General features: G+C 66.1%; 23 protein-coding genes. 12 read left to right on the top strand and 11 right to left on the bottom strand.

The features are described 5' to 3' along the window. Positions 1 to 57: 57 nt before the first annotated feature. Together acs and F3H87_RS04270 are read left to right on the top strand one after the other, a co-directional pair. Entirely contained in the window at positions 58 to 2,004 is a 1,947-nt protein-coding gene (gene acs, locus F3H87_RS04275; protein ID WP_149786282.1) for an acetate--CoA ligase, read from the top strand. 142 nt (positions 2,005 to 2,146) lie between these two features. Next, positions 2,147 to 2,536, top strand: a complete 390-nt coding sequence (locus F3H87_RS04270) for a hypothetical protein (RefSeq protein WP_149786283.1) — start codon at positions 2,147 to 2,149, stop codon at positions 2,534 to 2,536. Between the two features lie 6 nt (positions 2,537 to 2,542). Here the strand turns inward: F3H87_RS04270 and F3H87_RS04265 are convergent, their stop codons facing one another. Continuing rightward, complete coding sequence (locus tag F3H87_RS04265; RefSeq protein ID WP_149786284.1) at positions 2,543 to 3,346, bottom strand: 3-hydroxybutyrate dehydrogenase; 804 nt, start codon at positions 3,344 to 3,346, stop codon at positions 2,543 to 2,545. After that, on the bottom strand, positions 3,343 to 4,866 hold the full coding sequence (locus tag F3H87_RS04260; RefSeq protein ID WP_149786285.1) for a class I adenylate-forming enzyme family protein: 1,524 nt from the start codon (positions 4,864 to 4,866) through the stop codon (positions 3,343 to 3,345). The genes F3H87_RS04265 and F3H87_RS04260 overlap by 4 nt, the downstream gene beginning before the upstream one ends. Positions 4,867 to 4,942: 76 nt before the next feature. Here F3H87_RS04260 and F3H87_RS04255 point away from each other — a divergent pair, with 76 nt between their 5' ends. The 4 genes from F3H87_RS04255 (at position 4,943) to aat (ending at position 8,449) form a co-directional block, all read left to right on the top strand. After that, positions 4,943 to 5,485 carry a PAS and helix-turn-helix domain-containing protein gene (locus F3H87_RS04255; RefSeq protein ID WP_394852146.1) on the top strand — a complete coding sequence of 181 codons (543 nt, stop codon included), beginning with the start codon at positions 4,943 to 4,945 and terminating at the stop codon, positions 5,483 to 5,485. Between the two features lie 168 nt (positions 5,486 to 5,653). Next, entirely contained in the window at positions 5,654 to 6,139 is a 486-nt protein-coding gene (gene accB, locus F3H87_RS04250) for an acetyl-CoA carboxylase biotin carboxyl carrier protein (RefSeq protein ID WP_149786286.1), read from the top strand. Between the two features lie 10 nt (positions 6,140 to 6,149). Continuing rightward, a complete protein-coding gene (gene accC, locus F3H87_RS04245) occupies positions 6,150 to 7,499 on the top strand; it encodes an acetyl-CoA carboxylase biotin carboxylase subunit (RefSeq protein WP_149786287.1) in 1,350 nt (449 codons plus the stop codon). Between the two features lie 293 nt (positions 7,500 to 7,792). After that, on the top strand, positions 7,793 to 8,449 hold the full coding sequence (gene aat / locus F3H87_RS04240; protein WP_149786288.1) for a leucyl/phenylalanyl-tRNA--protein transferase: 657 nt from the start codon (positions 7,793 to 7,795) through the stop codon (positions 8,447 to 8,449). Here aat and F3H87_RS04235 read toward each other — a convergent pair. The 5 genes from F3H87_RS04235 to F3H87_RS04215 all read right to left on the bottom strand — a co-directional run bounded on the left by F3H87_RS04235 (position 8,413) and on the right by F3H87_RS04215 (position 11,789). Beyond that, a complete protein-coding gene (locus F3H87_RS04235; protein WP_149786289.1) occupies positions 8,413 to 8,766 on the bottom strand; it encodes a DUF2155 domain-containing protein in 354 nt (117 codons plus the stop codon). The genes aat and F3H87_RS04235 overlap by 37 nt on opposite strands. Further along, a complete protein-coding gene (gene mlaD, locus F3H87_RS04230; protein ID WP_149786290.1) occupies positions 8,763 to 9,215 on the bottom strand; it encodes an outer membrane lipid asymmetry maintenance protein MlaD in 453 nt (150 codons plus the stop codon). The genes F3H87_RS04235 and mlaD overlap by 4 nt, the downstream gene beginning before the upstream one ends. A 4-nt stretch (positions 9,216 to 9,219) precedes the next feature. After that, entirely contained in the window at positions 9,220 to 9,603 is a 384-nt protein-coding gene (locus tag F3H87_RS04225; RefSeq protein ID WP_149786291.1) for an NADH:ubiquinone oxidoreductase subunit NDUFA12, read from the bottom strand. 157 nt (positions 9,604 to 9,760) lie between these two features. Continuing rightward, positions 9,761 to 11,026, bottom strand: a complete 1,266-nt coding sequence (gene clpX / locus F3H87_RS04220; protein WP_149786292.1) for an ATP-dependent Clp protease ATP-binding subunit ClpX — start codon at positions 11,024 to 11,026, stop codon at positions 9,761 to 9,763. A gap of 133 nt (positions 11,027 to 11,159) precedes the next feature. After that, complete coding sequence (locus F3H87_RS04215) at positions 11,160 to 11,789, bottom strand: ATP-dependent Clp protease proteolytic subunit (RefSeq protein ID WP_149786293.1); 630 nt, start codon at positions 11,787 to 11,789, stop codon at positions 11,160 to 11,162. A 180-nt stretch (positions 11,790 to 11,969) separates the two neighbouring features. Between F3H87_RS04215 and F3H87_RS04210 the strand changes: the two genes are divergently transcribed. Beyond that, positions 11,970 to 13,577 (top strand): peptide chain release factor 3, encoded by a 1,608-nt coding sequence (locus tag F3H87_RS04210; RefSeq protein WP_149786294.1) that lies wholly within the window; start codon positions 11,970 to 11,972, stop codon positions 13,575 to 13,577. 103 nt (positions 13,578 to 13,680) lie between these two features. On the opposite strand, the gene F3H87_RS04205 is transcribed toward F3H87_RS04210, so the two are convergent. Continuing rightward, entirely contained in the window at positions 13,681 to 14,766 is a 1,086-nt protein-coding gene (locus F3H87_RS04205; RefSeq protein ID WP_149786295.1) for a VPLPA-CTERM sorting domain-containing protein, read from the bottom strand. Between the two features lie 349 nt (positions 14,767 to 15,115). Here F3H87_RS04205 and F3H87_RS04200 point away from each other — a divergent pair, with 349 nt between their 5' ends. The 5 genes from F3H87_RS04200 to F3H87_RS04180 all read left to right on the top strand — a co-directional run bounded on the left by F3H87_RS04200 (position 15,116) and on the right by F3H87_RS04180 (position 21,612). Further along, on the top strand, positions 15,116 to 16,657 hold the full coding sequence (locus tag F3H87_RS04200) for a tetratricopeptide repeat protein (RefSeq protein WP_149786296.1): 1,542 nt from the start codon (positions 15,116 to 15,118) through the stop codon (positions 16,655 to 16,657). 72 nt (positions 16,658 to 16,729) lie between these two features. After that, on the top strand, positions 16,730 to 17,221 hold the full coding sequence (locus tag F3H87_RS04195; protein ID WP_149786297.1) for a DUF6869 domain-containing protein: 492 nt from the start codon (positions 16,730 to 16,732) through the stop codon (positions 17,219 to 17,221). Between the two features lie 44 nt (positions 17,222 to 17,265). Further along, the gene (locus F3H87_RS04190) at positions 17,266 to 19,014 is read left to right on the top strand and encodes a glycosyltransferase family 2 protein (protein ID WP_149786298.1); all 1,749 of its coding nucleotides are present in this window, start codon (positions 17,266 to 17,268) and stop codon (positions 19,012 to 19,014) included. After that, positions 19,014 to 19,949 carry a glycosyltransferase family 2 protein gene (locus F3H87_RS04185; protein ID WP_149786299.1) on the top strand — a complete coding sequence of 312 codons (936 nt, stop codon included), beginning with the start codon at positions 19,014 to 19,016 and terminating at the stop codon, positions 19,947 to 19,949. Before F3H87_RS04190 ends, F3H87_RS04185 begins: the two co-directional genes overlap by 1 nt. 211 nt (positions 19,950 to 20,160) lie before the next feature. After that, complete coding sequence (locus F3H87_RS04180) at positions 20,161 to 21,612, top strand: DEAD/DEAH box helicase (RefSeq protein WP_149786300.1); 1,452 nt, start codon at positions 20,161 to 20,163, stop codon at positions 21,610 to 21,612. A 79-nt stretch (positions 21,613 to 21,691) separates the two neighbouring features. Here F3H87_RS04180 and F3H87_RS04175 read toward each other — a convergent pair whose 3' ends face one another. The 3 genes from F3H87_RS04175 to F3H87_RS04165 are packed head-to-tail and all read right to left on the bottom strand — an operon-like array spanning position 21,692 to position 24,895. Continuing rightward, positions 21,692 to 23,362, bottom strand: coding sequence for a ribonuclease J (locus F3H87_RS04175; protein WP_149786301.1), 1,671 nt, complete (start codon positions 23,360 to 23,362; stop codon positions 21,692 to 21,694). Continuing rightward, positions 23,359 to 24,138, bottom strand: a complete 780-nt coding sequence (locus tag F3H87_RS04170; protein ID WP_149786302.1) for a type III pantothenate kinase — start codon at positions 24,136 to 24,138, stop codon at positions 23,359 to 23,361. Before F3H87_RS04170 ends, F3H87_RS04175 begins: the two co-directional genes overlap by 4 nt. Further along, on the bottom strand, positions 24,122 to 24,895 hold the full coding sequence (locus F3H87_RS04165) for a biotin--[acetyl-CoA-carboxylase] ligase (protein ID WP_149786303.1): 774 nt from the start codon (positions 24,893 to 24,895) through the stop codon (positions 24,122 to 24,124). The genes F3H87_RS04170 and F3H87_RS04165 overlap by 17 nt, the downstream gene beginning before the upstream one ends. Between the last annotated feature and the right edge of the window lie 40 nt (positions 24,896 to 24,935).

The following is a 24,935-nucleotide window of genomic DNA, read 5'->3' as shown; positions in this document are numbered from 1 at the left end:
AGGGCGGGCCGAGAAAGAACAAACTCGTGGAAATACCAAGTGACAGAAGGCCGCAACATGTCTGACGCAACCTATCCCCCCACCCCGGAATTCGCCTCCAACGCCCATGTGGACGCCGCCGGCTATGCCAGGATGTACCAGGCATCCATCGACGACCCCGAAGCGTTCTGGGCCGAGCATGGCAAGCGCATCGACTGGATCAAACCCTTCGGCAAGGTGAAGGACGTGAATTTCGATTTCGGCGAGGTCTCGATCAAGTGGTTCGAGGACGGCACGCTGAACGTCGCGGCAAACTGCATCGACCGCCACCTTGCCACACGCGGCGATCAGACCGCGATCATCTGGGAACCCGACGATCCCAGTGACGAGGCGCTGCACATCACCTACGGCGAATTGCACGAACAGGTGGGCCGCATGGCCAACGTGCTGAAAAACCTCGGCATCAGAAAGGGTGACCGCGTGGTCATCTACATGCCGATGATCCCCGAGGCCGCCTATGCCATGCTGGCCTGCGCGCGGGTCGGCGCGATCCATTCGGTCGTCTTCGCCGGTTTCTCGCCCGACGCGCTGGGGGCGCGGGTGAACGGCTGCGACGCCAAGCTGGTGATCACCGCCGACACCGCCCCGCGCGGCGGCCGCCGCACCAAGCTGAAGGACAACGTGAACCAGGCGCTGCTGCACGACACCACCGACGTGAAATGCCTTGTGGTCCGGCGCACCGGCGACCAGATCGCATGGCGCCGCGACCTGGATTTCTGGTGGCACGAAGAGGCCGAAAAGGTCAGCGCCGACTGCCCGCCCGAAGAGGTGGGTGCCGAGGACCCGCTGTTCATCCTCTATACCTCGGGCTCGACCGGGCAGCCCAAGGGTGTGGTGCACACATCGGGCGGGTATCTCGTCTATGCGGCGATGACGCACCAATACACCTTCGACTATCACGACGGCGATATCTTCTGGTGCACCGCCGATGTCGGCTGGGTCACCGGGCACAGCTATATCATCTACGGCCCGCTGGCGAACGGCGCCACCACGCTGATGTTCGAAGGCGTGCCCACATGGCCCGATGCCGGCCGGTTCTGGGCGGTGTGCGAAAAGCACAAGGTCAACCAGTTCTACACCGCCCCCACCGCCATCCGCGCGCTGATGGGCCAGGGCAACGAGTTCGTCACCGGCTATGACCTGAGCGACCTGAAACTGCTGGGCACCGTGGGCGAGCCGATCAACCCCGAGGCGTGGAACTGGTATAACGAGGTCGTGGGACAGGGCAAACGCCCCATCGTCGACACCTGGTGGCAGACCGAAACCGGCGGCCACATGATCACCCCCCTGCCCGGCGCCACCACGGCCAAGCCCGGCTCGGCCACGCATCCGTTCTTCGGCGTGCTGCCGGTGGTGCTGGAACCCGAAAGCGGCAAGGAAATCACCGAAACCGAGGCCGAGGGCGTGCTTTGCATCAAGGACAGCTGGCCGGGGCAGATGCGCACCGTCTGGGGCGATCACGAGCGGTTCCAGTCGACCTATTTCCAGCAATACAAGGGCTATTACTTCTCGGGCGACGGTTGCCGCCGCGATGCCGACGGCTGCTACTGGATCACCGGCCGGGTGGATGACGTGATCAACGTGTCGGGGCACCGGATGGGCACGGCCGAGGTCGAATCCGCTCTCGTGGCCCATTCCAGGGTGGCTGAGGCCGCGGTGGTCGGATACCCGCACGACATCAAGGGCCAGGGCATCTATGCCTATGTCACGCTGATGTCGGGCGAAACCCCGAGCGAGGAGTTGCGCAAGGAACTGTCCGACTGGGTGCGCCAGGAAATCGGCCCGATCGCCAAGCCCGACCTGATCCAGTGGGCGCCGGGCCTGCCCAAGACGCGCTCGGGCAAGATCATGCGCCGCATCCTGCGCAAGATCGCCGAGAACGATTACGGCAGCCTTGGCGACACCTCGACGCTGGCCGATCCCGGCGTGGTGGAGGATCTGATCGACAACCGCATGAACCGCTGATCCGCCGGATCGCGGACAGGATCGTGACGGGCCGGGGCGATCCCCCGGCCCGTTTACCATTCGACGAGGTTCAGCTTGGGGCAGCAGCCGGACTGCTGTAAAGATTCCGGTGGGGGCATCACATCAACGATGCGAGGTTATCATGCTCGGCAGCCTGTTTTCGTCCGCGCGAACAACGCCGGTCGGTGCGCAACCGGCCCTGGCACCACAACCGGGAACGCACCCCGCCCCCGGCACCGCCACATCACCGGCCACGCGGGGGCAAACCGGCCCCGACAAACCGCGCGGTATCACGCCGGAACCGCGCATTCTGCCGCCGAACGGCCCGGTCATCTCCGATCTGGGCGAGGCGCGATTTCGGGCGGACATGCTGCGGCAGGCGCTGGCGCAAGAGGTGGTCATAGACAGAGCCGTGGCCCCGCTCCCCCAGCCCGGCCTGCTACCCGCGGAGATGCGGCCCGCTCAGGCCGATCCCGCCGACAACAGCTATCGCGCCAATGTCAGGGCGCTGACGCCGGACAGCCGGGTATAGAAACCGCTACTGCGCGGTCCAGCCGCCATCGACCGGGATCGAAACGCCCGTCACGTTATGCGCCACCGGGCTGCACAGCCACAGCGCCAGTGCTCCGATCTCGGACGGGTCGCTGGTGCGGCGGCTGGGCTGCTTCTCGGCCAGCAGGTCGGCAATGCCCGCGTCGCGGTCCCCGCCCCTTTGCGCGGCGCGCGCTGCGACCTGCGGTTCGATGATCGCGGTTTCGGTCCAGCCGGGGCAGATGCAGTTCACCGTGACGCCGCCCGCCGCCTTGCTGCCCGCATCGGCATATTCCAGCGCCGCCACCTTTGACAGCCCGACCAGCCCGTGCTTGGCCGCCACATAGGGCGCCTTGTCCTTCGACGCGACCAGCCCGTGCACGCTGGCGATGTTGATGACCCGGCCATAGCCGCGTTCGGCCATCCCCGGCATCGCCGCCTGCATGGTGTGGAACGCCGCCGACAGGTTGACTGCAAGGATCGTATCCCATGTCTCGCGCGTCACGTCGCGCAACGCGGCGGTTTTCTGGATACCGGCGTTGTTCACCAGTATGTCCGCCCCGCCCCAGGCCGCGACGGCCTCCATCAACTCATCCACCCGGTTGGGATTGCGCAGGTCGCCATGGAAGAACTCGGCCTGCGGCGCGCCACGCTCGCGCAGGTGGGTGCAGACCTCGTCGATCTGGCTGTCGCCGGCCAGCCCGTGCACCGCGATCCGCGCGCCCGCCCCGGCCAGCGCCTCGGCAATGGCCAGCCCGATCCCCTGGACCGAGCCCGTCACCAAGGCTGTTTTACCGTTCAGATCCGTCATACCGCGCCCTCCTCCAGATGTTTGCGCAATTCCGTCTTCAGAACCTTGCCATAGTTGTTTTTAGGCAATTCCTGGACGGGAAAATAGGCTTTCGGTCGCTTGAAACGTGCGATTTGTGCAAAGCAATGTGCATCCAGAATTGCCGAATCCAGAGCCGCTCCGGGCGCCGGCACCACGAATGCGACCACCTCTTCGCCCCATTCCGGGTCGGGCCGGCCGACCACCGCGACCTCCTGCACCGACGGGTGGGTCAGCAGCGCCTCTTCCACCTCGCGCGGGTAGATGTTCGTGCCGCCCGAGATGATCACATCCCTGGACCGGTCCTGCATCGTGACATACCCGTCATCGTCCATGAAACCCACATCGCCGGTCATCAGCCAGCCCTCCGGCAGCGTCTTTTCCGTGGCCTCCGGGTTCCGCCAGTAGCCGGGCATGACGGTGTCGCCGCGCACCATGATCTCACCCGCCTCACCGCGCGGCAGCTCCTGCCCCTCTGCATCGCCGATCCGCACCGCGACCGAGGCCTGCGCCCGCCCGACCGAGGCCAGCCGGTCCCGCCAGCGCGGGTGGCTGCGGTCGGCCACCTCGTCGCGCGACAGCGCGGTGATCGCCATCGGGCATTCGCCCTGCCCGTAGATCTGCACGAAGACGGGGCCGAACATGTCCACCGCCTCGACGATGTCCGCCACGTACATCGGGCCGCCACCATAGACCACGGTGCGCAGGCCCTTGCCGGTCTCGCCGGTGTCCCGCGCGGCCAGCACCATCCGCTTGACCATCGTGGGCGCGGCGAACATGTGCACCCGTTCGAAATAGCGCGCGAGATCGAAAATCTCGCCCGGTTCGAACCCGCCCGACAGCGGGCAGACATGGCGCGCGCCCATCTGCACATGCATCAGGTTGTAGATCCCCGCCCCGTGCGACAGCGGCGCGGCATAAAGCGCGGTATCGTCCTGCGAAACGCGGTCGACATCCACCTGGTAATCCAGCGCCATGTTGATCAGCATCCGATTGGTGATCATCACCCCCTTGGGCCGCCCCGTGGTGCCCGAGGTGTAGAACAGCCAGCACAGATCGTCGGAGGCCCGTTCCGTCACCCCGCCGATCGCGGCATGGGCGCGGGCGGTGGCATAGTCCGTGCCGCCGGTATCGACCACGCGCGCCTTAGCCCCGGCCGCCTGCAGGGCCTCGGCCAGCGCGGGCGTGGCGAAGGCCAGGTTCGCGCCGCTGTTTTCGATGATCCATGCCGCCTCCTGCCCGTGCAGCTTGGCGTTGATCGGCACCACCACCGCGCCGGCATACCACGCGCCATATTGCACGATCAGGTAATCCGGCACGTTCTTCATGAAGATCGCCACCCGGTCGCCGGGCGCGACGCCCTGCGTCGGCAGCCAGCCCGCCACCGCGCGGGCCGCCGCGTCGAACCCGGCATAATCGGCCACCAGGTCGGTGCCATGGTAAAGCGCCGGCCGCGACGGCCAGCGGATCGCGCTGCGTTGCAGCCACAAACCGATATTCATGGGCCTTGCTCCCCTCCCTCTGCGTGTTTCACAAAACCATCGCACCGGATCGCAATCAATTGGTAGAACTACGGGCATGAACATAGCCGAAACCGCCTTTCACCACGCGCCTGTCGGGCTGTGCCTTCTGGAAAACCGGGTGATCCGGGGCTGCAACGCCCTGTTCGCCGGGGTATTCGGGGGCGCACCGGCGGATTATGCCGACCGGCCCGTCGCCGAGCTCTATCCCAGCCCCGAGGATTACGAGCGTATCGGCGCGCGCGGGCTGCGGGCAATGCGCGACACCGGGCATTACGCCGACGAACGCGTGATGCGCCGCACCGACGGCGCGCTGTTCTGGTGCCGCGTGCGCGGCCACAGCCTGACGCCCGAAGACCCGTTCCGCCGCGGCATCTGGTCGTTCGCCGACCTGTCCGACGAGCGCCCGCTGGTCGCCCTGACCCGGCGCGAGCGCGAGGTGGCGATCCTGACCTGCCGCGGCATGACGTCCAAGGAAATCGGGCTGGAACTGGCGCTGAGCTATCGCACGGTCGAGGCCTATCGCGCGCGCCTGCTTGAGAAATTTCAGGCAAGGAAGCTGGCCGAACTCGTTGCGAAACTTTCGGGGATGCCGCTGTGAGGCGCGAAAAGCCGCGAATCGCGTGCTTTTCCCCTCGCATTCGGGTGGCAAAACCCCCAAATTCACCCGAAACCGCCGCTTTTCGTCGGGTCAGCTATCCCCTATAAGCGGCGGTCAGAGGCCGGGCCATATGAATGCGCCCGACGGACAGAACCGGCGAGGACACAGATGAACAAGAAAAACCATGATGCCGACGTGACTTTCATCCAGGCACTGGCGGAACTGCTGCGCGAGAACGAGCTGACCGAACTTGAGGTGATGCGCGAATACGGCGAGAACGACAGCCTGAATGTCCGCGTCAGCCGTGGCGGCCCCCAGGTGGTGACGCAGGTGGCGGCCCCCGCCCCGGCAGCCCCCGCCGCCCCGGCAGCCCCCGCCCCCGCGGCGGCCCCGGCGCCCGAGGCCGATCCCGCCAGCCACCCCGGCGCGGTGACCTCGCCCATGGTCGGCACCGTCTACCTGCAACCCGAACCCGGCGCACCGACCTTTGTCGGCGTCGGCGACAAGGTGGCCGAGGGCGACACGCTGCTGATCATCGAGGCGATGAAGACCATGAACCATATCCCCGCCCCCCGCGCGGGCACCGTGAAACGCATCCTGGTCGAGGACGGCGGCGCGGTGGAATATGGCGCACCCCTGATGATCATCGAGTGAGGCGGCGATCATGTTCGACAAGATCCTGATCGCCAATCGCGGCGAAATCGCGCTCCGCGTCATCCGCGCCTGCCGCGAGATGGGCATCCAGTCGGTCGCGGTGCATTCGACCGCCGATGCCGACGCGATGCATGTGCGCATGGCCGACGAATCGGTCTGCATCGGACCGCCGCCGGGCACCGACAGCTACCTGTCGATCCCGGCCATCATCTCGGCCTGCGAGGTGACCGGCGCGCAGGCGATCCACCCCGGCTATGGCTTCCTGAGCGAGAACGCCAATTTCGTGCAGATCGTCGAAGATCACGACATCACCTTTATCGGCCCCTCGGCGGAACATATCCGCATCATGGGCGACAAGATCACCGCCAAGGACACCGCGAAGAAACTGGGCATCCCGGTCGTGCCCGGCTCGGAAGGCGGGGTGCCGGACGTGGCGGCGGCAAAGAAGATCGGCGCCGATTTCGGATATCCCGTGATCATCAAGGCCACCGCCGGCGGCGGCGGGCGCGGCATGAAGGTCGCGCAATCCGAGGCCGAGATGGAGCGCGCCTTCCAGACCGCGCGGTCCGAGGCCAAGGCGGCCTTTGGCAATGACGAGGTCTATATCGAGAAATACCTGCAAAAGCCGCGCCATATCGAGATCCAGGTCTTCGGCGACGGCAAGGGCGGCGGCGTGCATCTGGGCGAGCGCGACTGCTCGCTCCAGCGGCGCCACCAGAAGGTGTTCGAAGAGGCCCCCGGCCCCGCCATCAGCGCCGAGGAACGCGCGCGCATCGGGGCGATCTGTGCCGACGCGATCGCCGAAATGGGCTATCGCGGGGCGGGCACGATCGAGTTCCTTTACGAGGATGGCGAGTTCTATTTCATCGAGATGAACACCCGCCTGCAGGTCGAACACCCGGTGACCGAGGCGATTTTCGGCGTCGACCTGGTGCGCGAGCAGATCCGCGTCGCCGAAGGGCTGCCGATGTCCTTTACCCAGGACGAGTTGGAGATCAACGGCCACGCGATCGAGGTGCGCATCAACGCCGAGAAGCTGCCGAATTTCGCACCCTGCCCCGGCACCATCACCCAGTATCACGCGCCGGGCGGGCTGGGCGTGCGGATGGATTCGGCACTGTATGACGGCTATCGGATACCGCCTTATTACGACAGCCTGATCGGCAAGCTGATCGTGCATGGCCGCGACCGCGCCGAGGCGCTGTCGCGCCTCAACCGCGCGCTGGGTGAGCTGATCGTGGACGGTGTCGACACCACGGTGCCGCTGTTCCACGCGCTGCTGCAAGAGCCCGACATTCACAGCGGAACCTACAACATCCACTGGCTGGAACGCTGGCTCGAGACGAATTTGCAGGCGTGATTTCCTAAGCAGGCCGCCCGTCGTGGCGGCCTGTTGAACCGGCGTGCACGCTTGCCAGCGTTCAGGCAGTTCGCAACAGAGGGCATCGCACGGCCGCGGTCGGGCGATCCGACGTCTGTTCGTGGCAGTTTATAGTGCAGCCACATCCTCCCTCAGACCGTGGCACTTGCGGCAGCCAATCGCCCGGCCGGGGGGCGGCCGTGCGATGCCCGGGCCGCTGCGCGGCTGTTCCGGGCTGGGTGCATCGTTCCCCCCTCTCGCCATTTTCCCCGCGATCGGGCAGACTCACCCCCATGCCACGCGACGACCCCGATATCAGCCCCGAGCTGTTGCTGCGCGCCTATGCGGCGGGTGTCTTTCCGATGGCCGAAACCCGCGACGATCCCGATCTTTTCTGGGTCGATCCGCGCCGGCGCGGCGTGATCCCGCTGGACGGGTTCCGCCTCTCGCGCAGCCTGCGGCGCGCGCTGCGCGGGCAGAATTACCGCGTCACCATCGACCGCGATTTCACGGGCGTCCTCGATGGCTGCGCGGATCGTGAGGAAACCTGGATTTCCGACCGCATCCGCACCCTTTACCTGTCGCTTTTCGAGCTGGGCCACGCCCATTCTCTTGAAATATGGGACGCAGGCGGCAAGACGCTGATCGGCGGGGTTTACGGCGTGACGCTGGGCCGGGCGTTTTTCGGCGAAAGCATGTTCTCACGCCGCCGCGATGCGTCGAAAATCGCGCTGGCATGGCTGGTGGATCACCTGCGGCGCTGCGGTTTCACCCTGTTCGACACGCAATTCCTGACCCCGCACCTGGCGTCCCTCGGGGCCATGGAAATCCCCCGCGCCGAATATCGCGCGCGGCTGGCCGAGGCGCTGGAAGGCGATGCGGATTTCACCGACCTTGCCCTGCCCGAAAACGCTCAGGATGTCTTGCAGCGGATGACCCAGACGTCATAGCGCGGATGGTCCAGCGCGTTCAGCGCCGGGGACGAGGCGATCATCCAGCCGGAAAACACCGGCTCGCCCGTGGTGTCGCGCACCGTGACAAAGGCATAGGCGTCGCCCGATGGGTTGCCTTCGGGGTAGCGGCATTCGGCCAGTTCGACCTGCAACCGCCCCATCGGGGCCGCGTCGCCATCGGCAAGTTCCACATCCTGCAGATCGCCCGTCAGCTTGTCGAGCACGCGCAGAACCGCGCCATTGCCCCGGCTGACGGTCTCGGCCCAACCCGCGCTTGCCCCCAGCAGCAGCCCGGCAAGCAGCAGGCCCCTCATTGCTCCTCGCCCCCGCCCGACACGAATTTCAGCAGCAACGACACCAGGCTGACCGAGCTTTGGGTATCCTCGATCTCGGTTCCCGGCTCCAGGTTGAAGGGCGAGCCGCCCGGCATGATCTCGACGAAATTGCCGCCCAGAAGCCCCTCGGACGACACCACCACCGCGCTGTCGTCGGGAATCTCGATCCCGTCCGAAACGGTAAAGGTGGTGTCGGCGCGAAAAGTCTGCGGGTTGAGCGCGATATCGGTCACGGTGCCGATCTTGACGCCCGCCAGCCGCACGTCGGTGCCCACGTTCACCCCCTCGATCGACCGGAACGAGGCGGTCAGCGGATAGCCCGTGGCGGTGGTGGCGAATCCCGTGGTCTGGCCGGTATAGACGACAAAGCCGATCGCGGCCGCCAGGACCGCGCCGCCGACCAGGATTTCCGTGGTGGAATGCGACATCGGTTTATTCCGGGCTCCAGGCCTCGTAATCGCGGCGCTCGGCCGGTTCGGCCCGGCGGATCGAGCCGGCCGGCGCATAGGCCAGCGGCGACCCGGTCAGGTTTTCCTTGTGCGGCTTTTCCCATGCCTTGTGCGGCAGCGGATGGTCGCCCGGCACGTTGTCGAAGGTGTGATGCAGCCAGCCATGCCAGTCGGGGCTGATGCGGCTGGCCTCGACCTCGCCGTTGAAGATGACCCAGCGGCGCTTGCCGTCGCGCGAGCGGTAGAAGATGTTGCCCTGCTCGTCCTCGCCGACCTTCTCGCCCTTGCGCCAGGTGAAAAGCTGCGTGCCGAGGGTCTGGCCGTTCCACCAAATGAAGATACGCTTGATGAAGGTGGTGATGCCCATGGGTGCCTCCGAAAATACCGCCCCTGATATGGCGCATTCGGGGCCGAAGGTCCAGTGCGAAACCGGGCACGGGCGCGCGGGAACATGCCCGCGCAAAACGTGGAAAAGGGGCCCGCAGGCCCCTTTATCTCACCGGATGGCACGGGGTGCGCGCGGGTCAGCCCGCGTTCGCGCCTTCCTTTTTCTTTTCGGAGTAGATCAGCAGCGGCTTGGCGTCCGAGGTTACCGCCTCTTCGTTCACCACGACTTCCTGCACATCGGACATGCCCGGCAGTTCGAACATGGTGTCCAGCAGGATATCCTCGAGGATCGAGCGCAGCCCGCGCGCACCGGTCTTGCGCTGGATCGCCCGCTTGGCGATCGCCGTCAGCGCGTCGTCGGTAAAGGTCAGTTGCACGTCTTCCAGTTCGAACAGGCGCTGGTATTGCTTGACCAGCGCGTTCTTCGGCTCGGTCAGGATGGTGACCAGCGCATCCTCGTCCAGATCCTCAAGCGTGGCGATCACCGGCAGGCGGCCGACGAATTCCGGGATCAGGCCGAATTTCAGCAAATCCTCGGGCTCAAGCTCGGCGAACAATTCGCCGACGCGACGCGCGTCGGGGTCTTTCACGTCGGCGCCGAACCCCATCGCGCTGCCCTTGCCGCGCTGCGCGATGATCCGGTCCAGCCCGGCAAAGGCGCCGCCGCAGATGAACAGGATGTTGGTGGTGTCGACCTGCAGGAATTCCTGCTGCGGATGCTTGCGCCCGCCCTGCGGCGGCACGCTGGCAACGGTGCCTTCCATCAGCTTCAGCAGCGCCTGCTGCACGCCCTCGCCCGAAACGTCGCGGGTGATCGAGGGGTTTTCCGACTTGCGCGTGATCTTGTCGACCTCGTCGATATAGACGATGCCGCGCTGCGCGCGCTCCACGTTGTATTCCGAGGATTGCAGCAGCTTGAGGATGATGTTCTCCACATCCTCGCCCACGTAACCGGCCTCGGTCAGGGTGGTGGCGTCGGCCATGGTGAACGGCACGTCGAGGATTCGCGCCAGCGTCTGCGCCAGCAGCGTCTTGCCGCAGCCGGTGGGGCCGATCAGCAGGATGTTGGATTTCGCCAGTTCGATATCGCTGGATTTCGCGGCATGGTTCAGGCGCTTGTAATGGTTGTGAACGGCGACCGACAGCACGCGCTTGGCCATCGCCTGCCCGATCACGTAATCGTCCAGCACCTCGCAGATATCGCGGGGCGTGGGCACGCCGTCGGTGGATTTCAGCCCCGCGCTTTTCGTCTCTTCGCGGATGATGTCCATGCACAACTCGACGCATTCGTCGCAGATGAACACCGTTGGGCCCGCGATCAGCTTGCGCACCTCGTGCTGGCTCTTGCCGCAAAAGCTGCAATAGAGCGTGTTCTTGCTGTCGCCGCCGGAATTCGTCGCCATGTCGTCCCTTTCAGGCCTCGTCGTGCATTTCCCGGCCCGCGGGCCGGTGTCATGCGCCGGGACAAGCCTAGAACAGCCGCCCAGCGCCGACAATGCGAAAATTGTGCCACACCGGCGCGGTGCGGCACAGGGGTTACTTGTCGTCCTCGCCCGCGGTGCGGCTTTCGACGATCTCGTCGATCAGGCCCCAGTCCTTCGCGTCCTCGGGGCTCATGAAATTGTCGCGCTCCAGCGCGGCTTCGACCGTTTTCAGATCCTGCCCGGTATGTTTCACGTAGATCTCGTTCAGGCGCCGCTTCAGCTTCAGCGTCTCTTCGGCGTGGATCATGATGTCGGTCGCCTGACCCTGGTACCCGCCCGAGGGCTGGTGCACCATGATACGGCTGTTGGGCAGGCTGAACCGCATCCCCTTGGCGCCCGCCGTCAGCAGCAGCGACCCCATCGAGGCGGCCTGCCCGATCACCAGCGTGCTGACCTTGGGCTTGATATACTGCATCGTGTCATAGATCGACAGGCCCGACGTCACCACGCCGCCGGGGCTGTTGATATACATCGAGATTTCCTTGGAGGGGTTTTCCGCCTCGAGATGCAGAAGCTGCGCCACGATCAGCGACGACATGCCGTCATGCACCGGGCCGCTGACGAAAATGATCCGTTCCTTCAGCAGGCGCGAGAAGATGTCGTAGGCGCGTTCGCCGCGGCTCGTCTGCTCGACCACCATGGGCACCAGAGTGTTCATGTAAATGTCTAGAGGATCTTTCATTTCCGCCCGCCTGCTTAAGATTTGTTGCCGATGATTAGCGTTCACTTCCTAAAGGAGTCTTAGTGTTGCGCCCAAGGGGCTGCAAGGGGGCGCGCGGCAGTTTGACCGCCCGGTGGCACCGGCACCGGTGGCAGGCGCATTTTCTTGCCATCGCCCGAAACCTTACCTATACGCGCGCTCATGCTTGACGCCGCTCCAAATCGCCCCGACCTGCCGCCCGAAATCGCGCGGCGCCGCACCTTTGCGATCATCTCGCACCCGGATGCGGGCAAGACGACCCTGACCGAGAAATTCCTGCTTTACGGCGGTGCGATCCAGATGGCCGGACAGGTCCGCGCCAAGGGCGAGGCGCGGCGCACGCGCTCGGACTTCATGAAGATGGAACAGGATCGCGGCATCTCGGTCTCGGCCTCGGCGATGTCGTTCGATTTCAGGACCTTCCGCTTCAACCTTGTCGACACGCCCGGCCACAGCGATTTCAGCGAGGATACCTATCGCACGCTGACGGCGGTAGATGCGGCGATCATGGTGATCGACGGCGCGAAAGGCGTGGAAAGCCAGACGCAAAAGCTGTTCGAGGTCTGCCGGCTGCGCGACCTGCCGATCCTGACCTTCTGCAACAAGATGGACCGCGAAAGCCGCGACACCTTCGAAATCATCGACGAAATCCAGGAAATGCTGGCCATCGACGTGACGCCGGCAAGCTGGCCCATCGGCACGGGGCGCGATTTCCTGGGCTGTTACGACATGCTGCACGACCGGCTGGAACTGATGGACCGCGCCGACCGCAACAAGGTGGCCGAGTCGATCCAGATCGACGGGCTGGACGATCCGAAACTGGCCGCACACGTGCCCGCACACCTGCTGGAGAAACTGCGCGAAGAGGTCGAGATGGCGCGCGAACTGCTGCCCCCGCTCGACCCGCAATCGGTGCTCGAAGGGCATATGACGCCGATCTGGTTCGGCTCGGCCATCAACTCGTTCGGCGTGAAGGAACTGATGGAGGGGATCGCCGAGTACGGCCCCCAACCGCAGCCACAATCGGCCGAACCGCGCCAGATTTCGCCCGAGGAATCAAAGGTTTCCGGCTTTGTCTTCAAGGTGCAGGCCAACATGGACCCCAAGCACCGCGACCGCGTGGCATTCGTCCGGCTGGCCTCGGGGCACTTCAGGCGCGGCATGAAACTGACCCATGTGCGCAGCAGGAAACCGATGACCGTGTCGAACCCGGTGATGTTCCTCGCCTCCGACCGCGAACTGGCCGAAGAGGGCTGGGCCGGCGATATCATCGGCATCCCCAACCACGGGCAATTGCGCATCGGCGACACCCTGACCGAGGGCGAGGAGCTGCGCGTGACCGGCATCCCCTCTTTCGCGCCGGAACTGCTGCAAACCTGCCGCGCGGGCGACCCGATGAAGGCCAAGCACCTGGAAAAGGCGCTGATGCAATTCGCCGAGGAAGGCGCCGCCAAGGTGTTCAAACCCTCCTTCGGCTCGGGCTTTATCGTGGGCGTTGTGGGCGCGCTGCAATTCGAGGTGCTGGCCAGCCGGATCGAGCTGGAATACGGCCTGCCGGTGCGCTTCGAATCCTCGCAATTCACCAGCGCCCGCTGGGTCACCGGCCCCAAGGAAGCCGTGGACAAGTTCACCGCCGCCAACAAGCAGCATATCGCCCACGATCACGATGGCGACATCGTGTACCTGACGCGCCTGCAATGGGATATCGACCGGATCGAACGCGACTACCCGGACGTGAAACTGTCGGCGACCAAGGAAATGATGGTCTGAGGCAAGGCGCGCGGCGGAAACGGCGGGCGTTCCGTCATCGGGACCAGAAAAAAGAGGCCCCCGAAACGGGGGCCTCCGATCGTTCTTGTCTCAGCCTCGCGGCTCAGCTCTTGCGGCGGCGACGCCCGACAAAGCCGAGACCTGCCAGACCCGAAACCAGCATCCAGCCTGCGGCCGGCAGCGGGATAACCGCACCATCGCCCGGGAAGCTGTCCAGTTCCTCGGCCACGATGCGCCCATCCGTGGTGGCGAACAGCGAGAAGTCCTTGTCGCCTTCGGCATCGCGGGTAAAGGTCACGTCGAAGGTAAAGGTGCGCTCCACCGAACGGTCATAGTCGCCTTCGGCAACGGCACCGTTACATGCGCCGCTATCGGCCCCGGTGCAGGTGATGCTTACCGAGATCTCCGGCGCGGCGGCCCCCAGGTCGGTAAGGGTCACCTCGTCATATTCGGCGAAGGCGGCCGAGATACTGCCAATGATGTCGTCCAGAATGTCCGCGCCACCGCCGGACCCGGAGAATACCGTGCCGCCAAGGCTGAGGACGTCATTCTCGAAAGCCGAACCGCCATAGTTGATGCCGATCAGGCTGACGCCCTCGGCCGCGAGCGCGGCCATGACGGTTGCATCCGCCGGCGGGGTCTTGAACGCCGAATCCCCCAGCATGACGATGAACTTGTTGGAATCCGGGCGCCAGGATGCGTTGTTCACAACCTCCAGAACACCAAGATTGCCCTCTTCCGGCAGGTCACCGCCACCGCTGGCGGACAGGGTGTTGATACCCGAGATGGTGTTCGCCGCGGTGCCCGATAGGTCCGAGATGATGCCGCACTCGCTCGGGGCACAGGCGCCTGTGCCGGGTGTCGAGAACGCCCCCGCAACGTCGTCGTAATAGGCCACACCGGTCCGGGTGTCGCCGATCCCGCCGAGGCCCGAGATGATATCGCCCGCGGCCGATTTCGCGTTGTTGATCTGGCTGCCCATGCTGCCCGTGGTGTCGAACAGGAACATGACGTCCAGCGGCGCCGTGGTCGGCGAGCCCTGGGAAATCACCACGGTCTTGGTGATGGTTACGCTTTCGCCCACGGCCAGGTCGGCCGTAAACGTGTCCGGGTCGATCGAATCCGCGGATGCGACCCCACCGGCAAGGGTTAGCGCGGCTACCGCCGCCCATGTTTGGTATAGTCTCAAAGGAAAGCCCCCCTTTGCTAATCAGATTTGGACGAAATCAGCCATCCAGAATAAACGCCGTCACCAGCCCGACGGCCGACCCGTCAAAATCAATGTCCAAGAACGGCCGACCATCGTTAATATGCGGGCCATGACAGCCCTGCGACCGCTACGCTGAAGAAGGGCGGGAAATATCGCCCTTCACATTTTTTTTAACACGAAAAGCCAAGTCTGTCGAGGTTTCGTGAACGCCGCATGGCGATGGTCCCAGGACGGTTTGGGGGAACCGCGGCTTCATCATGGACGATTGCGCATTCTGCGGCTACACTTGTACCAGTTCTTTTCAATACCATCTGCAAGGGAATTCATTATGCCCTTCCGCCCGTTATCATTTCCCTGGCTGCCCTCGGGCCTGGCCGCGATTTCGCTGCTGGCCGCCCCGCCCCTGCCTGCCGCCACATTCTCGCTCGACCAGTTTCCCGCGCCCGGGCGCAGCATCGCGGCGCCCGATATCCCGCGCGCAGGCGAAGGACTGACGGCCGGGCAGGCAATCCGGCTGCGCCAGGCCGGTGATGCCCTGTCGGATTCGAAATTCGAGCGTGCCGAAACCCTGACCCGGGCGCTGCTGGCCGAAAGCCCGGAACAGCCCGATGTCTGGTACCTGCTGGGCCTGACGCTGGCCAATCTCGACCGCATGGAGGACGCGATCGCCGCGCTCGACCAGGCCGACCGGTTCTATGACGACAATGCCGGCCCGCTTGTCACCAAGGGCGATATCCTCGCCTCGCTCGGTCGCGGCAACGAGGCGCGCGACACCTATCTTGCCGCCGTCGCCAAGGACCCCCTGAACTGGCTTGCGCTGGAAAACCTGGGCGTCAGCGCCGAAAAGGCGGGGCACGCCGCGGACGCGATCTCGTGGTACGAAAAGACGGTCGAACACGCCCCAATGGATCGCCTCTATCCCCGGCTCCGGCTGGCCGAGCTTCTGATCGGGCAGAACCGGGCGGGCGATGCGGCCACGGTAATGGCCGCCTATGTTGCCAGCCGCCCCGACGATGCGGTGGGCCTGACCGCCCTGGGCTTTGCCCAGTTGCGGGCCGAGATGTTCGCCGAGGCGGCGGAAACCTATCGCTCTGCCGTTACCGCCGCGCCTGATGAACCGAACCTCGTGCTGCGGCTGGCCGAGGCACAAAGGCGCGACGGCGCGCTGGCCGGGGCGGTCGACACGCTGGAAAAGGGCCGCGCCGCCTTTGCCGGGAATGCCGCCATCCTTGTCGAACTGGGCCGCCTCAAGGGCGCGATGAACGAGTATGAGCAGGCCCGCGCGATCTTTCAGGAGGGGCTCGAGGCACATCCCGACGACCGCCGCCTGCTCAAGGGGCTCAGCCTTGTCCAACAGCGGCTGGGCGAGACCGATGCCGCACTGGCGCTGGCCGAACGGCTGTCGTCGCGCGACGATGCAGCGGCGGCCGATCATGTCTGGCAGGCCACCCTGCTGGAGCGTGCCGGTCAGCCCGGCGCAGCGATGGCCAGCTATGAACGCGCGCTACAGGCCGAGCCTGAGAACTGGGTTGCAGCCAACAACCTTTCCGCTCTGCTCGTGTCCGACGATCCGGCCCGCGCCCTGACCCTGGCCGAGTCCGCCGCCGAATACGCCGGGCAGGTGCCTGCCGTCATGGACACCCTGGCCTGGGCGCAGCTTGCCACCGGCCAGACCGACAAGGCGCTGGCGCTGTACGACGAGATCGCGGCAGCCGCCCCCCAGAATGCGGTTTTCGCCTATCGCCACGGTCGCACCTTGCTGTCCGCGGGCAGGACAGCCGAAGGCCGGGCCGAGGTCGCCCGCGCCCTCGAACTCGACCCCGGATTCGCCTATGCCGAAGAGGCGCGCGCCCTGCTGTCCAGCGAATAGGGCGCTCTCCCCGGTTGCAGGGCGGCGCATGGCAGGCCATGCTGCATTCCGGGCATGGCAGAGGACAGCACGATGACCACCCTTCCCCGCGATCTCGTGGCGCAGGCGCTTGGCGTCGATCCCGGCAGCCTGCCGCCGGGCGACCTGCCGCTGGACCGCCTGGCCGAGCGGCTGCTGACCTATCTGCGCGACACCGCGGCCGACGATCCGTCCGAGGCGGCGCTGCGCGACCATCCCGATGCCTGGACCTACCTGCTGTGCGACAGCCTGTGCAGCGACCACCCCGATACCGGCCTGGCACTTGTGCACCGGCTTTTGCGGCAGGCCGACACGCCCGAGGACGTCGCCATGATCGCCGCCGGCCCGCTGGAGGCTCTGATCGTCCGCAACGGGGCCACGCTGATCGACGCGATCGAGCGCGAGGCCGCCGCCTCGGCGCGGTTCCGCTTTGCGCTCAGCGGGGTCTGGCCGCAGGATGCGAATCCGCTTGTCCGCGCCCGGGTCGAGGCGGCGCGTGGCGATGGCCCCGATCTCGATGCTGGTGACCCGTTGCCGCCGGGCTGAATGGCCATCTTGCGCAATCCCCGGGCACAGGCCATCTTCGCGCCATGAACGACCCCGACCCAACCTATCCCGGCGGGTTTCCCGCGATCCTGCAGCAGATGGAGGGGCGCCGCGATCCGCTGGTCTATGGCCCGGGCGAGGCGCTGCCGCCGCCCGACGTGGATTTCGCGCCGCTGAAAGCCCTCCGCGTCGATGGCCGCGCCCCCGAAGTCGCCGGATCGCGCAGCACATATGCCCGCAAATTCAGGGAGTTGGCGAAAGAGTTTGACACCCTGCCCGAACTTCTGCGGCTGCACGGGTTGCTGATCGCCAACCTGCGCCGCCGGGATCAGCCCGCCCATTGCGCGGCGCTGTTTCAACGACTCTGGGCGGAAGAGGCCGAGTACCTGCTGGCCCGGCTGGATGCGCGCTGGCTGGTCTCGGCGATCACGACATTCGGCGATCACGGCGCGACCGAAACGCAGCGCCGCGTCGGACAGTCGCTGACCGTGCTGTTCGGAACGATGAAACTGTACGAGACCGAGCGGCTCTACTCCGGCTCGACCCCCGACCAGGCCTTTGCCATCAAACGGAAATCCGCCCCGCGCCTGCCGCTGGAAATGGACGCCTATTCCATCGCGGGCGGTGGGCTGGACGTTAACATGCTGGGGCGGCTCTGGCAGGATGCGGATGGCGATGCGGTGCTCGCGCCGCTGGCCCATGACCTGCTGAACCGGCTGATCCACGACCCCGGCGGCGTGTTCCGCCGGTTGCGGATCATGCGTGCCCGGCGCGGGAAGCAACTGGCGGCCGAGGGCCTGCGCACACGCAAACCCGCCGACATCGCCCCGGTCGACGCCCCCGTGCCCGCCTCGGTGAAAACCGATGCCTCCGCGATCCGCTGGGGCACCGTGACGCTGACCAATGCACCGCTGCCGCGCATCGCGCGCTTTGCCGCCCATCACCTCGACCTGGGGGCGGCGCGCGTGACGCTCTGTCTCGATACGCCCGCGCCGGATACCGCGGCCTTCCTGTCCCGAAACCCCTCGGTCGAGGTCGTCACCTGCGACGATGACTGGTGGGACACGCAAAAGAAACCGCGGATGAAGGCGCACCAGCTGCGGCAGGTCTGGGTGGCGACGCAATGCTATAACGGCACCGATCTCGACTGGCTGGCCCATATCGACATCGACGAATTCCTGCTGCCGCAGGCCCGCCTGCCCGAGTTGCTGGCCGCCGCGCCCGCCGATCAGGCCGCGCTGCTGATGCCCCCGGTCGAGCTGCTGGCGGGCAGCGCGCCCGAGATGTTCAAGACCACCCCGCGCATGGCCGGGCAGGACAAGGCCGTTCTGGCCGAGCTTTACCCGACATTCGGCCCGCATCTGCGCGGCGGCTTCGTCAGCCATCTCGAGGGCAAGCTGATCACCCGCACCGGCATCCCCGGCCTGCGCCTGGGGCTGCATACGCTCAGCCACGAGGGCGCGCCGGTCGCCAACCGCCTGCGCGAGGAGCGCCTGCTGCTGGGCCATGCCCACGCGCCGGACTGGGACAGTTTCCGCACCCATCTGGAGTTCCGCATGACGCGCGGTTCCTATCGCAAGGCCGAGAAAGAGGCGTTCAAACTGCGCGACGTGCTGGATTTCCTGATCGACTCCGAGGGCGAGGCCGGGTTGCGCAGCTTTTTCGACGAGGTCTGCACCGCGACGCCGCAGCTTGTGGCCGGGCTGCGCGCGCATGATATGCTGATCGAACACCCGCTCGACCTGGACGGCGCCGTGGCCCGGCATTTCGGCCCGCTGCCGGAGGGCGCGTGATGGCGGCGCCGAAATGGGGGATCGTCGCAACGATCAAGGCGCCGGTGACCGAGGTGCTGAATTTCGCGGCCCATCACCTCGACCTCGGGGCGCACCGGCTGTTTCTCTATCTCGACGACGACAATCGCGCGGCGTTCGACGCGCTCAAGGCGCATCCGAAATGCCGCCCCGTGATGACCGACGACGCCTATTGGCGAAAGCTGGGGATGAAGCGGCGCGTCAAGCACCAGTCGCGCCAGTTCGAAAACGCGCGCCACGCCTATGACCGCGCCACCGGGCAGGTGGACTGGCTGGCCCATATCGACGTGGACGAATTTCTTTGGCCGGCCACCCCGCTGGCCGGGCAACTGGCCGCCCTGCCCGCCACTTGCATGGGCGCGCGCATCCGCCCGGCCGAGGCGCTGGCGGGCCCCGGCCCGGTCACCCATTTCAAGGCCTGCGCCCCCGACCGCCCCACCCGCGACCGCCAGACCGCCGGGATCTGGCCCGATTACGGCGCGCATCTGAACGGCGGGTTCCTCAGCCATGTCGCGGGCAAGATGATCTATCGCACCGGGGTCGAGGGCCTGAAGGTGCAGATCCACAACATCTGGGTCGGCGACGACATGAACCCGGGCGAGGCGACGCTGACCGATACGATGCTGCTGCACATGCACGCCGAAAGCTGGGACAGCTTCCGCCGCGCGCTGGACTATCGCCTTGAAAAAGGCTCCTACCGGGCCGAGCTGAAACCCGGCCGGAAAGGCGCGCTGACCATGCATGAGCTGTTCGGGACGCTGATCGCCGAGGGCGGCGACGAGGCGATACGCCGGTTCTACGACCGGGTCTGCACCGCAAGCCCCGACCTGCTGGACCGGCTGGACAGCCACGGGTTGCTGCACAGCCATCGGTTGAACCTGGATTCGAAACGCGAACGCCATTTTCCCGGGATTTGACCATATCTGGGAAACAATCCGCCGTCAGCCGACCGATTTACCCGGATATGACCACAGCGCAAGGCTTTCCCGACGCGCCCGCATTGACCCCCACAGGCCTTTGCGCTAAGTGCCGCTCAGGGGTTCATCACGCGAACAGCCGCGGGGCCATACGGGCCTGACCCGATTCAGACGCTGCGGGCCAAGACGTGTCCGTAAACAACGGACACACATGACGAAGTTTTCCGACCTCAATCTCGACCCGAAAGTTCTCAAAGCCATCGAAGATGCGGGCTATGAAACGCCCACGCCCATCCAGGCCGGCGCCATTCCGCCCGCGCTGCAGGGGCGTGACGTTCTGGGCATCGCCCAGACCGGCACCGGCAAGACCGCCAGCTTCACGCTGCCGATGATCACGCTGCTGGCCAAGGGCCGCGCCCGCGCCCGGATGCCGCGCAGCCTGGTGCTGTGCCCGACGCGCGAACTGGCCGCCCAGGTGGCCGAGAATTTCGATACCTACACCAAGTACATGAAGCTGACCAAGGCGCTGCTGATCGGCGGCGTCAGCTTCAAGGAGCAGGAACAGCTGATCGACCGCGGCGTCGACGTTCTGATCGCCACGCCGGGCCGGCTGCTCGATCATTTCGAGCGCGGCAAGCTGCTGCTGACCGGCGTGCAGATCATGGTGGTGGACGAGGCCGACCGGATGCTCGACATGGGGTTCATCCCCGATATCGAACGCATCTTCAGCCTGACGCCCTTTACCCGCCAGACGCTGTTCTTCAGCGCGACCATGGCGCCCGAGATCGAGCGGATCACCAACACCTTCCTGTCGGCCCCCGAACGGATCGAGGTGGCCCGCCAGGCCACGACCGGCGAGAACATCAAGCAGGGCGTGGTGATGTTCAAAGGCTCGCGCCGCGACCGCGAAGGCAGCGAAAAGCGCAACCTCCTGCGCGCGCTGATCGACGCCGAGGGCGACAAGTGCAAGAACGCGATCATCTTCTGCAACCGCAAGACGGATGTCGATATCGTCGCCAAGTCGTTGAAGAAATACGGCTATGACGCGGCCCCGATCCACGGCGACCTGGACCAGAGCCAGCGGATGCGGACGCTGGACGGATTCCGCGACGGCAGCCTGCGGTTCCTGGTGGCCTCGGACGTGGCGGCGCGCGGACTGGACATCCCCGATGTCAGCCACGTGTTCAATTTCGACGTGCCCGGCCATGCCGAGGATTACGTGCACCGCATCGGCCGCACCGGCCGCGCGGGCAAGAAGGGCACCACCCTGATGATCTGCACCCCGCGCGACGAAAAGGCATTCGACGCGATCGAACGGCTGGTGCAGCAGGAGATTCCGCGCATCGACAACCCGCTGGGCGGCCAGGCCACCGAAAGCCCCGCCGCGGCGGATGACGCCGACGCGGACGAGGGCAAGCCGCGCCGGTCCTCGCGCAGCCGGTCGCGGAAGTCCGACCGGGACAGGCCGGCCAGGGACAGCGCCGAGGCCGGGAAACCCGATGTTTCCGCCGAACCGGCCGCAGAGAAACCCGCGCGCAAGGACGACAAGCCGAAACCCGACCGCCGCGGCGGCGGGCGTGGCAAGGATGACAAGGTCGTGGGCATGGGCGATCACCTGCCCAGCTTCATCGCGCTGAGTTTCGACGAACGCCGCACCGGCTGACGAAACGGCGACACGGGACAGGAAAAGGCGGCCCCGAAGGCCGCCTTTTTTGTCTTTCGGAATGCGCCCGGTGCCGCGATCAGGCCTCAAGCCGGCTGACGATCACCGTCACCTCGGCCTTCTTGCCGATCTCGTCGAGGCAGGTCTTGCGCACGATGCGCCTGATCCCCTCTTCCAGCTTGTCGTCGTCGCCACGGGTCCTGGCCCCCGCGCGCCCGACGAACTGGTCCAGGTCTTCTTCCAGCACGTCGACCAGCGGTGCGTTCGAGCGGCCGATTTCCGGCAGCCCCTTCAGCTCGCACCACGGCTCGCCCAGCGGCTCGTCGTTTTCGTCCAGAACGACCGACACCACCACATGCCCGTTCAGCGCCATGCGAATCCGGTCGCGCACGATCCCGTCCAGCGCGCCGATCTGCACCGAGCCGTCCAGATAGGTGCGCCCGGTTTCCACATAGCCCGCGATCTGCGGCGCGTTGCCCGACAGCGATACCATCGTGCCGTTGACCGCGACGATGGATTGCGCCCCGTTGGCCTGCGCCAGCCGCGCATGTTCGCGCAGGTGGCGGTGTTCGCCATGCATCGGGATCACGATCTGCGGCTTCATCAGCTTGTGCATCGCCGTCAGGTCGGGCCGGTTGGCGTGGCCCGACACGTGATAGCGCCCGCCCTGATCGTCGATCACGTCGACGCCCATCTCGGAGAACTGGTTGATGATGCGGATCACGCCGCGTTCGTTACCCGGGATCGTCTTGGACGAGAACAGGAACAGGTCGCCCTCTTTCAGGCGCATCCCGTTATACTTGCCATTGGCAAGCTGCGCGCTGGCGGCGCGGCGTTCGCCCTGGCTGCCGGTGACCAGCAGCATCACGTTGTCGCGCGGCATCTGCGCCGCGTCCTCGGGGCTGACGACCGAGGGGAAATCGGCCAGGACGCCGGTGGTCACCGACGCCTCGATCATCCGCCGCATGGCACGCCCCATCAGGCAGATCGACCGGCCCGCGCGGTGCCCCGCATCGGCCAGCGTCTTGAGCCGCGCCACGTTGCTGGCGAATGTGGTGGCCACGACCATGCCGCGCGCCTCGGAGATCAGCGCCTCGAGGTTGTCGGCAATATCGGATTCCGAGCGCCCCGGATCGGGCGAGAACACGTTGGTGGAATCGCAGATCAGCGCCTTGACCCCGGGCTGCGCCACCTCGGCCCAAAGCTCGGGGTTCCATGCCTCGCCCACGATCGGGGTCGGGTCGAGCTTGAAATCGCCGGTATGCACGACACGGCCGTCGGGCGTGTCGATCACCAGCCCGCTGGTTTCGGGGATCGAATGCGACACCGGCAGGAACCCCACGGTGAACGGCCCCGCGGTGACGGTTTCGGGCCAGGCCGACACGGTGCGCACCACCTTGTCCGACAGCCCGTATTCGGCCAGCTTGCCGCGCGCGATATGGGCGGTGAAGGCGCGGGCATAGACCGGCGCGCCCAGGCGTTCGTACAGATGGCCCACCGCGCCGACGTGATCCTCATGCGCGTGGGTGATGAAAATCGCCTCGATCCGGTCGCGCCGCTCTTCCAGCCAGGCGATATCCGGCATGATCAGGTCCACGCCGGGCGTGCCGTCCATGTCGGGAAAGGTGACGCCCAGATCGACGACGATCAGGCGTTCGCGATCCTCGGGCCCATAGCCGAATACGTAACAATTCATTCCCACTTCCCCGGCACCGCCAAGGGGAAGGTAAATCAGTTTATCTCTGCTCATATGCTGCCGTTTTCCTTGTTATAGGCATGGATCACGGTCAAACCGTGCATGGTCAGATCGTCCTCGATACAGTCGAACAGATCCTCGGCCTGCGCGAATAGCGGCGCAAGCCCGCCGGTGCCGACCACTTTCATCGGGCGGCCATACTCGGCCTTGATCCGCGTGGTGATCCCTTCGATCAGGCCGGTATAGCCCCAGAAGACGCCGGATTGAATACAGGCCACGGTATTGGTGCCGATCACCCGCTCGGGCTGGGTGATGTCGACATGCGGCAGCGCCGCCGCGCCCATGTGCAGCGCCTCGAGGCTCAGGTTCACGCCGGGCGCGATCACCCCGCCGACATAGGCGCCATCCACCGCGACCACGTCGAAATTGGTGGCTGTGCCGAAATCCACCACCACCACGTCGCCGCCATGCCGGTCGAAGGCGGCGGCGGCGTTGGCCAGCCGGTCGGGCCCAACCTGCGTGCCCGGATCGACGCGCGGCGCCTGCGGCAGCAGGCATTCGGGCTTGCCCACCACCAGCGGGCGCACCCCGAAAAAACGGTCGGCAAAGACGCGCAGGTTCCACACCACGCGCGGCACCGTGGACGAGATCACGACATCGCTGATATCCGCATCTATCCCGTAGTGTTTCATCAGGGTCGAAAACCAGGTGAAATAGGCATCCGCCGTCCGTGCGTGATGGGTCGAGGTGCGCAGGGTGCACAGGAACGCCTTGCCGTCCCAGACCGAGAACACGGTGTTGGTGTTGCCGCAATCAATCGCCAGAAGCATCCCCGCCCCCATCAAAGAAAATCTCAGCCGCCGGGATCGCCACCCGGCCCTGCGCCGTCACAAGCACCAGATTGCCCCGGTCGTCAATCGTCTCGAACCGGCCGGTGATCGCCTGCCGCATGGTCCGCGCCGTCACCTCCTGCCCCAGCCGGGCCGCCCGCGCAAGCCAGGCCTCGCGGATCGGGGCAAAGCCGTAGGCGTCGAACCGCGCCTTCCAGGCCGCGAAAGCCTCGGCCAGAAGGTCGAGGAATTCCTCGGGCGCGACATTCGCGCCGGTCCCGGTCATCAGGGAAACCGGTCGCACCGCGCGCGCCTCGACCCCGGCGGTGTCCGGCGCGCTGCGCAGGTTGACGCCGATTCCGATGGCCAGATGGGTCACACCGCCCGCGCCGCCGGTGCTTTCCAGCAGGATGCCGGCCAGCTTGCCGCCGTTCAGCAGCACGTCATTGGGCCATTTCAGCGCGAAAACCTCGGGCCGGCCGGTCGCGGCCACGCAGGCGTCGTACAGCGACAACGCCGCGACGAAGGACAACAGCGCCACGTGATCGGGCGGGCCGTCGGGGCGCAGAACCAGCGTGCCCGCGAAATTGCCCTGCGGGTCGGTCCAGGCCCGGCCCCGCCGCCCGCGTCCCTGCGTCTGGCGCAGCGCCAGTATCCATTCCGGCCCGGTCAGCACCGGCACCAGCCGCATCGCCTCGGCATTGGTGCTGTCCACCTCTGCCAGCACGCGCCGCCCGTATCCCGCGGGCCAGCTCATGCCCGGCCCGCCCAAACGCGAACGGCGCCCGTTGGGCGCC

Origin of the sequence: Lutimaribacter pacificus (assembly GCF_900142185.1) — a bacterium.
Taxonomy (GTDB): Bacteria; Pseudomonadota; Alphaproteobacteria; order Rhodobacterales; family Rhodobacteraceae; genus Lutimaribacter; species Lutimaribacter pacificus.
The sequence above is the reverse complement of the archived record's forward strand: the minus strand, read 5'-3'. Positions and strand labels throughout refer to the sequence as shown.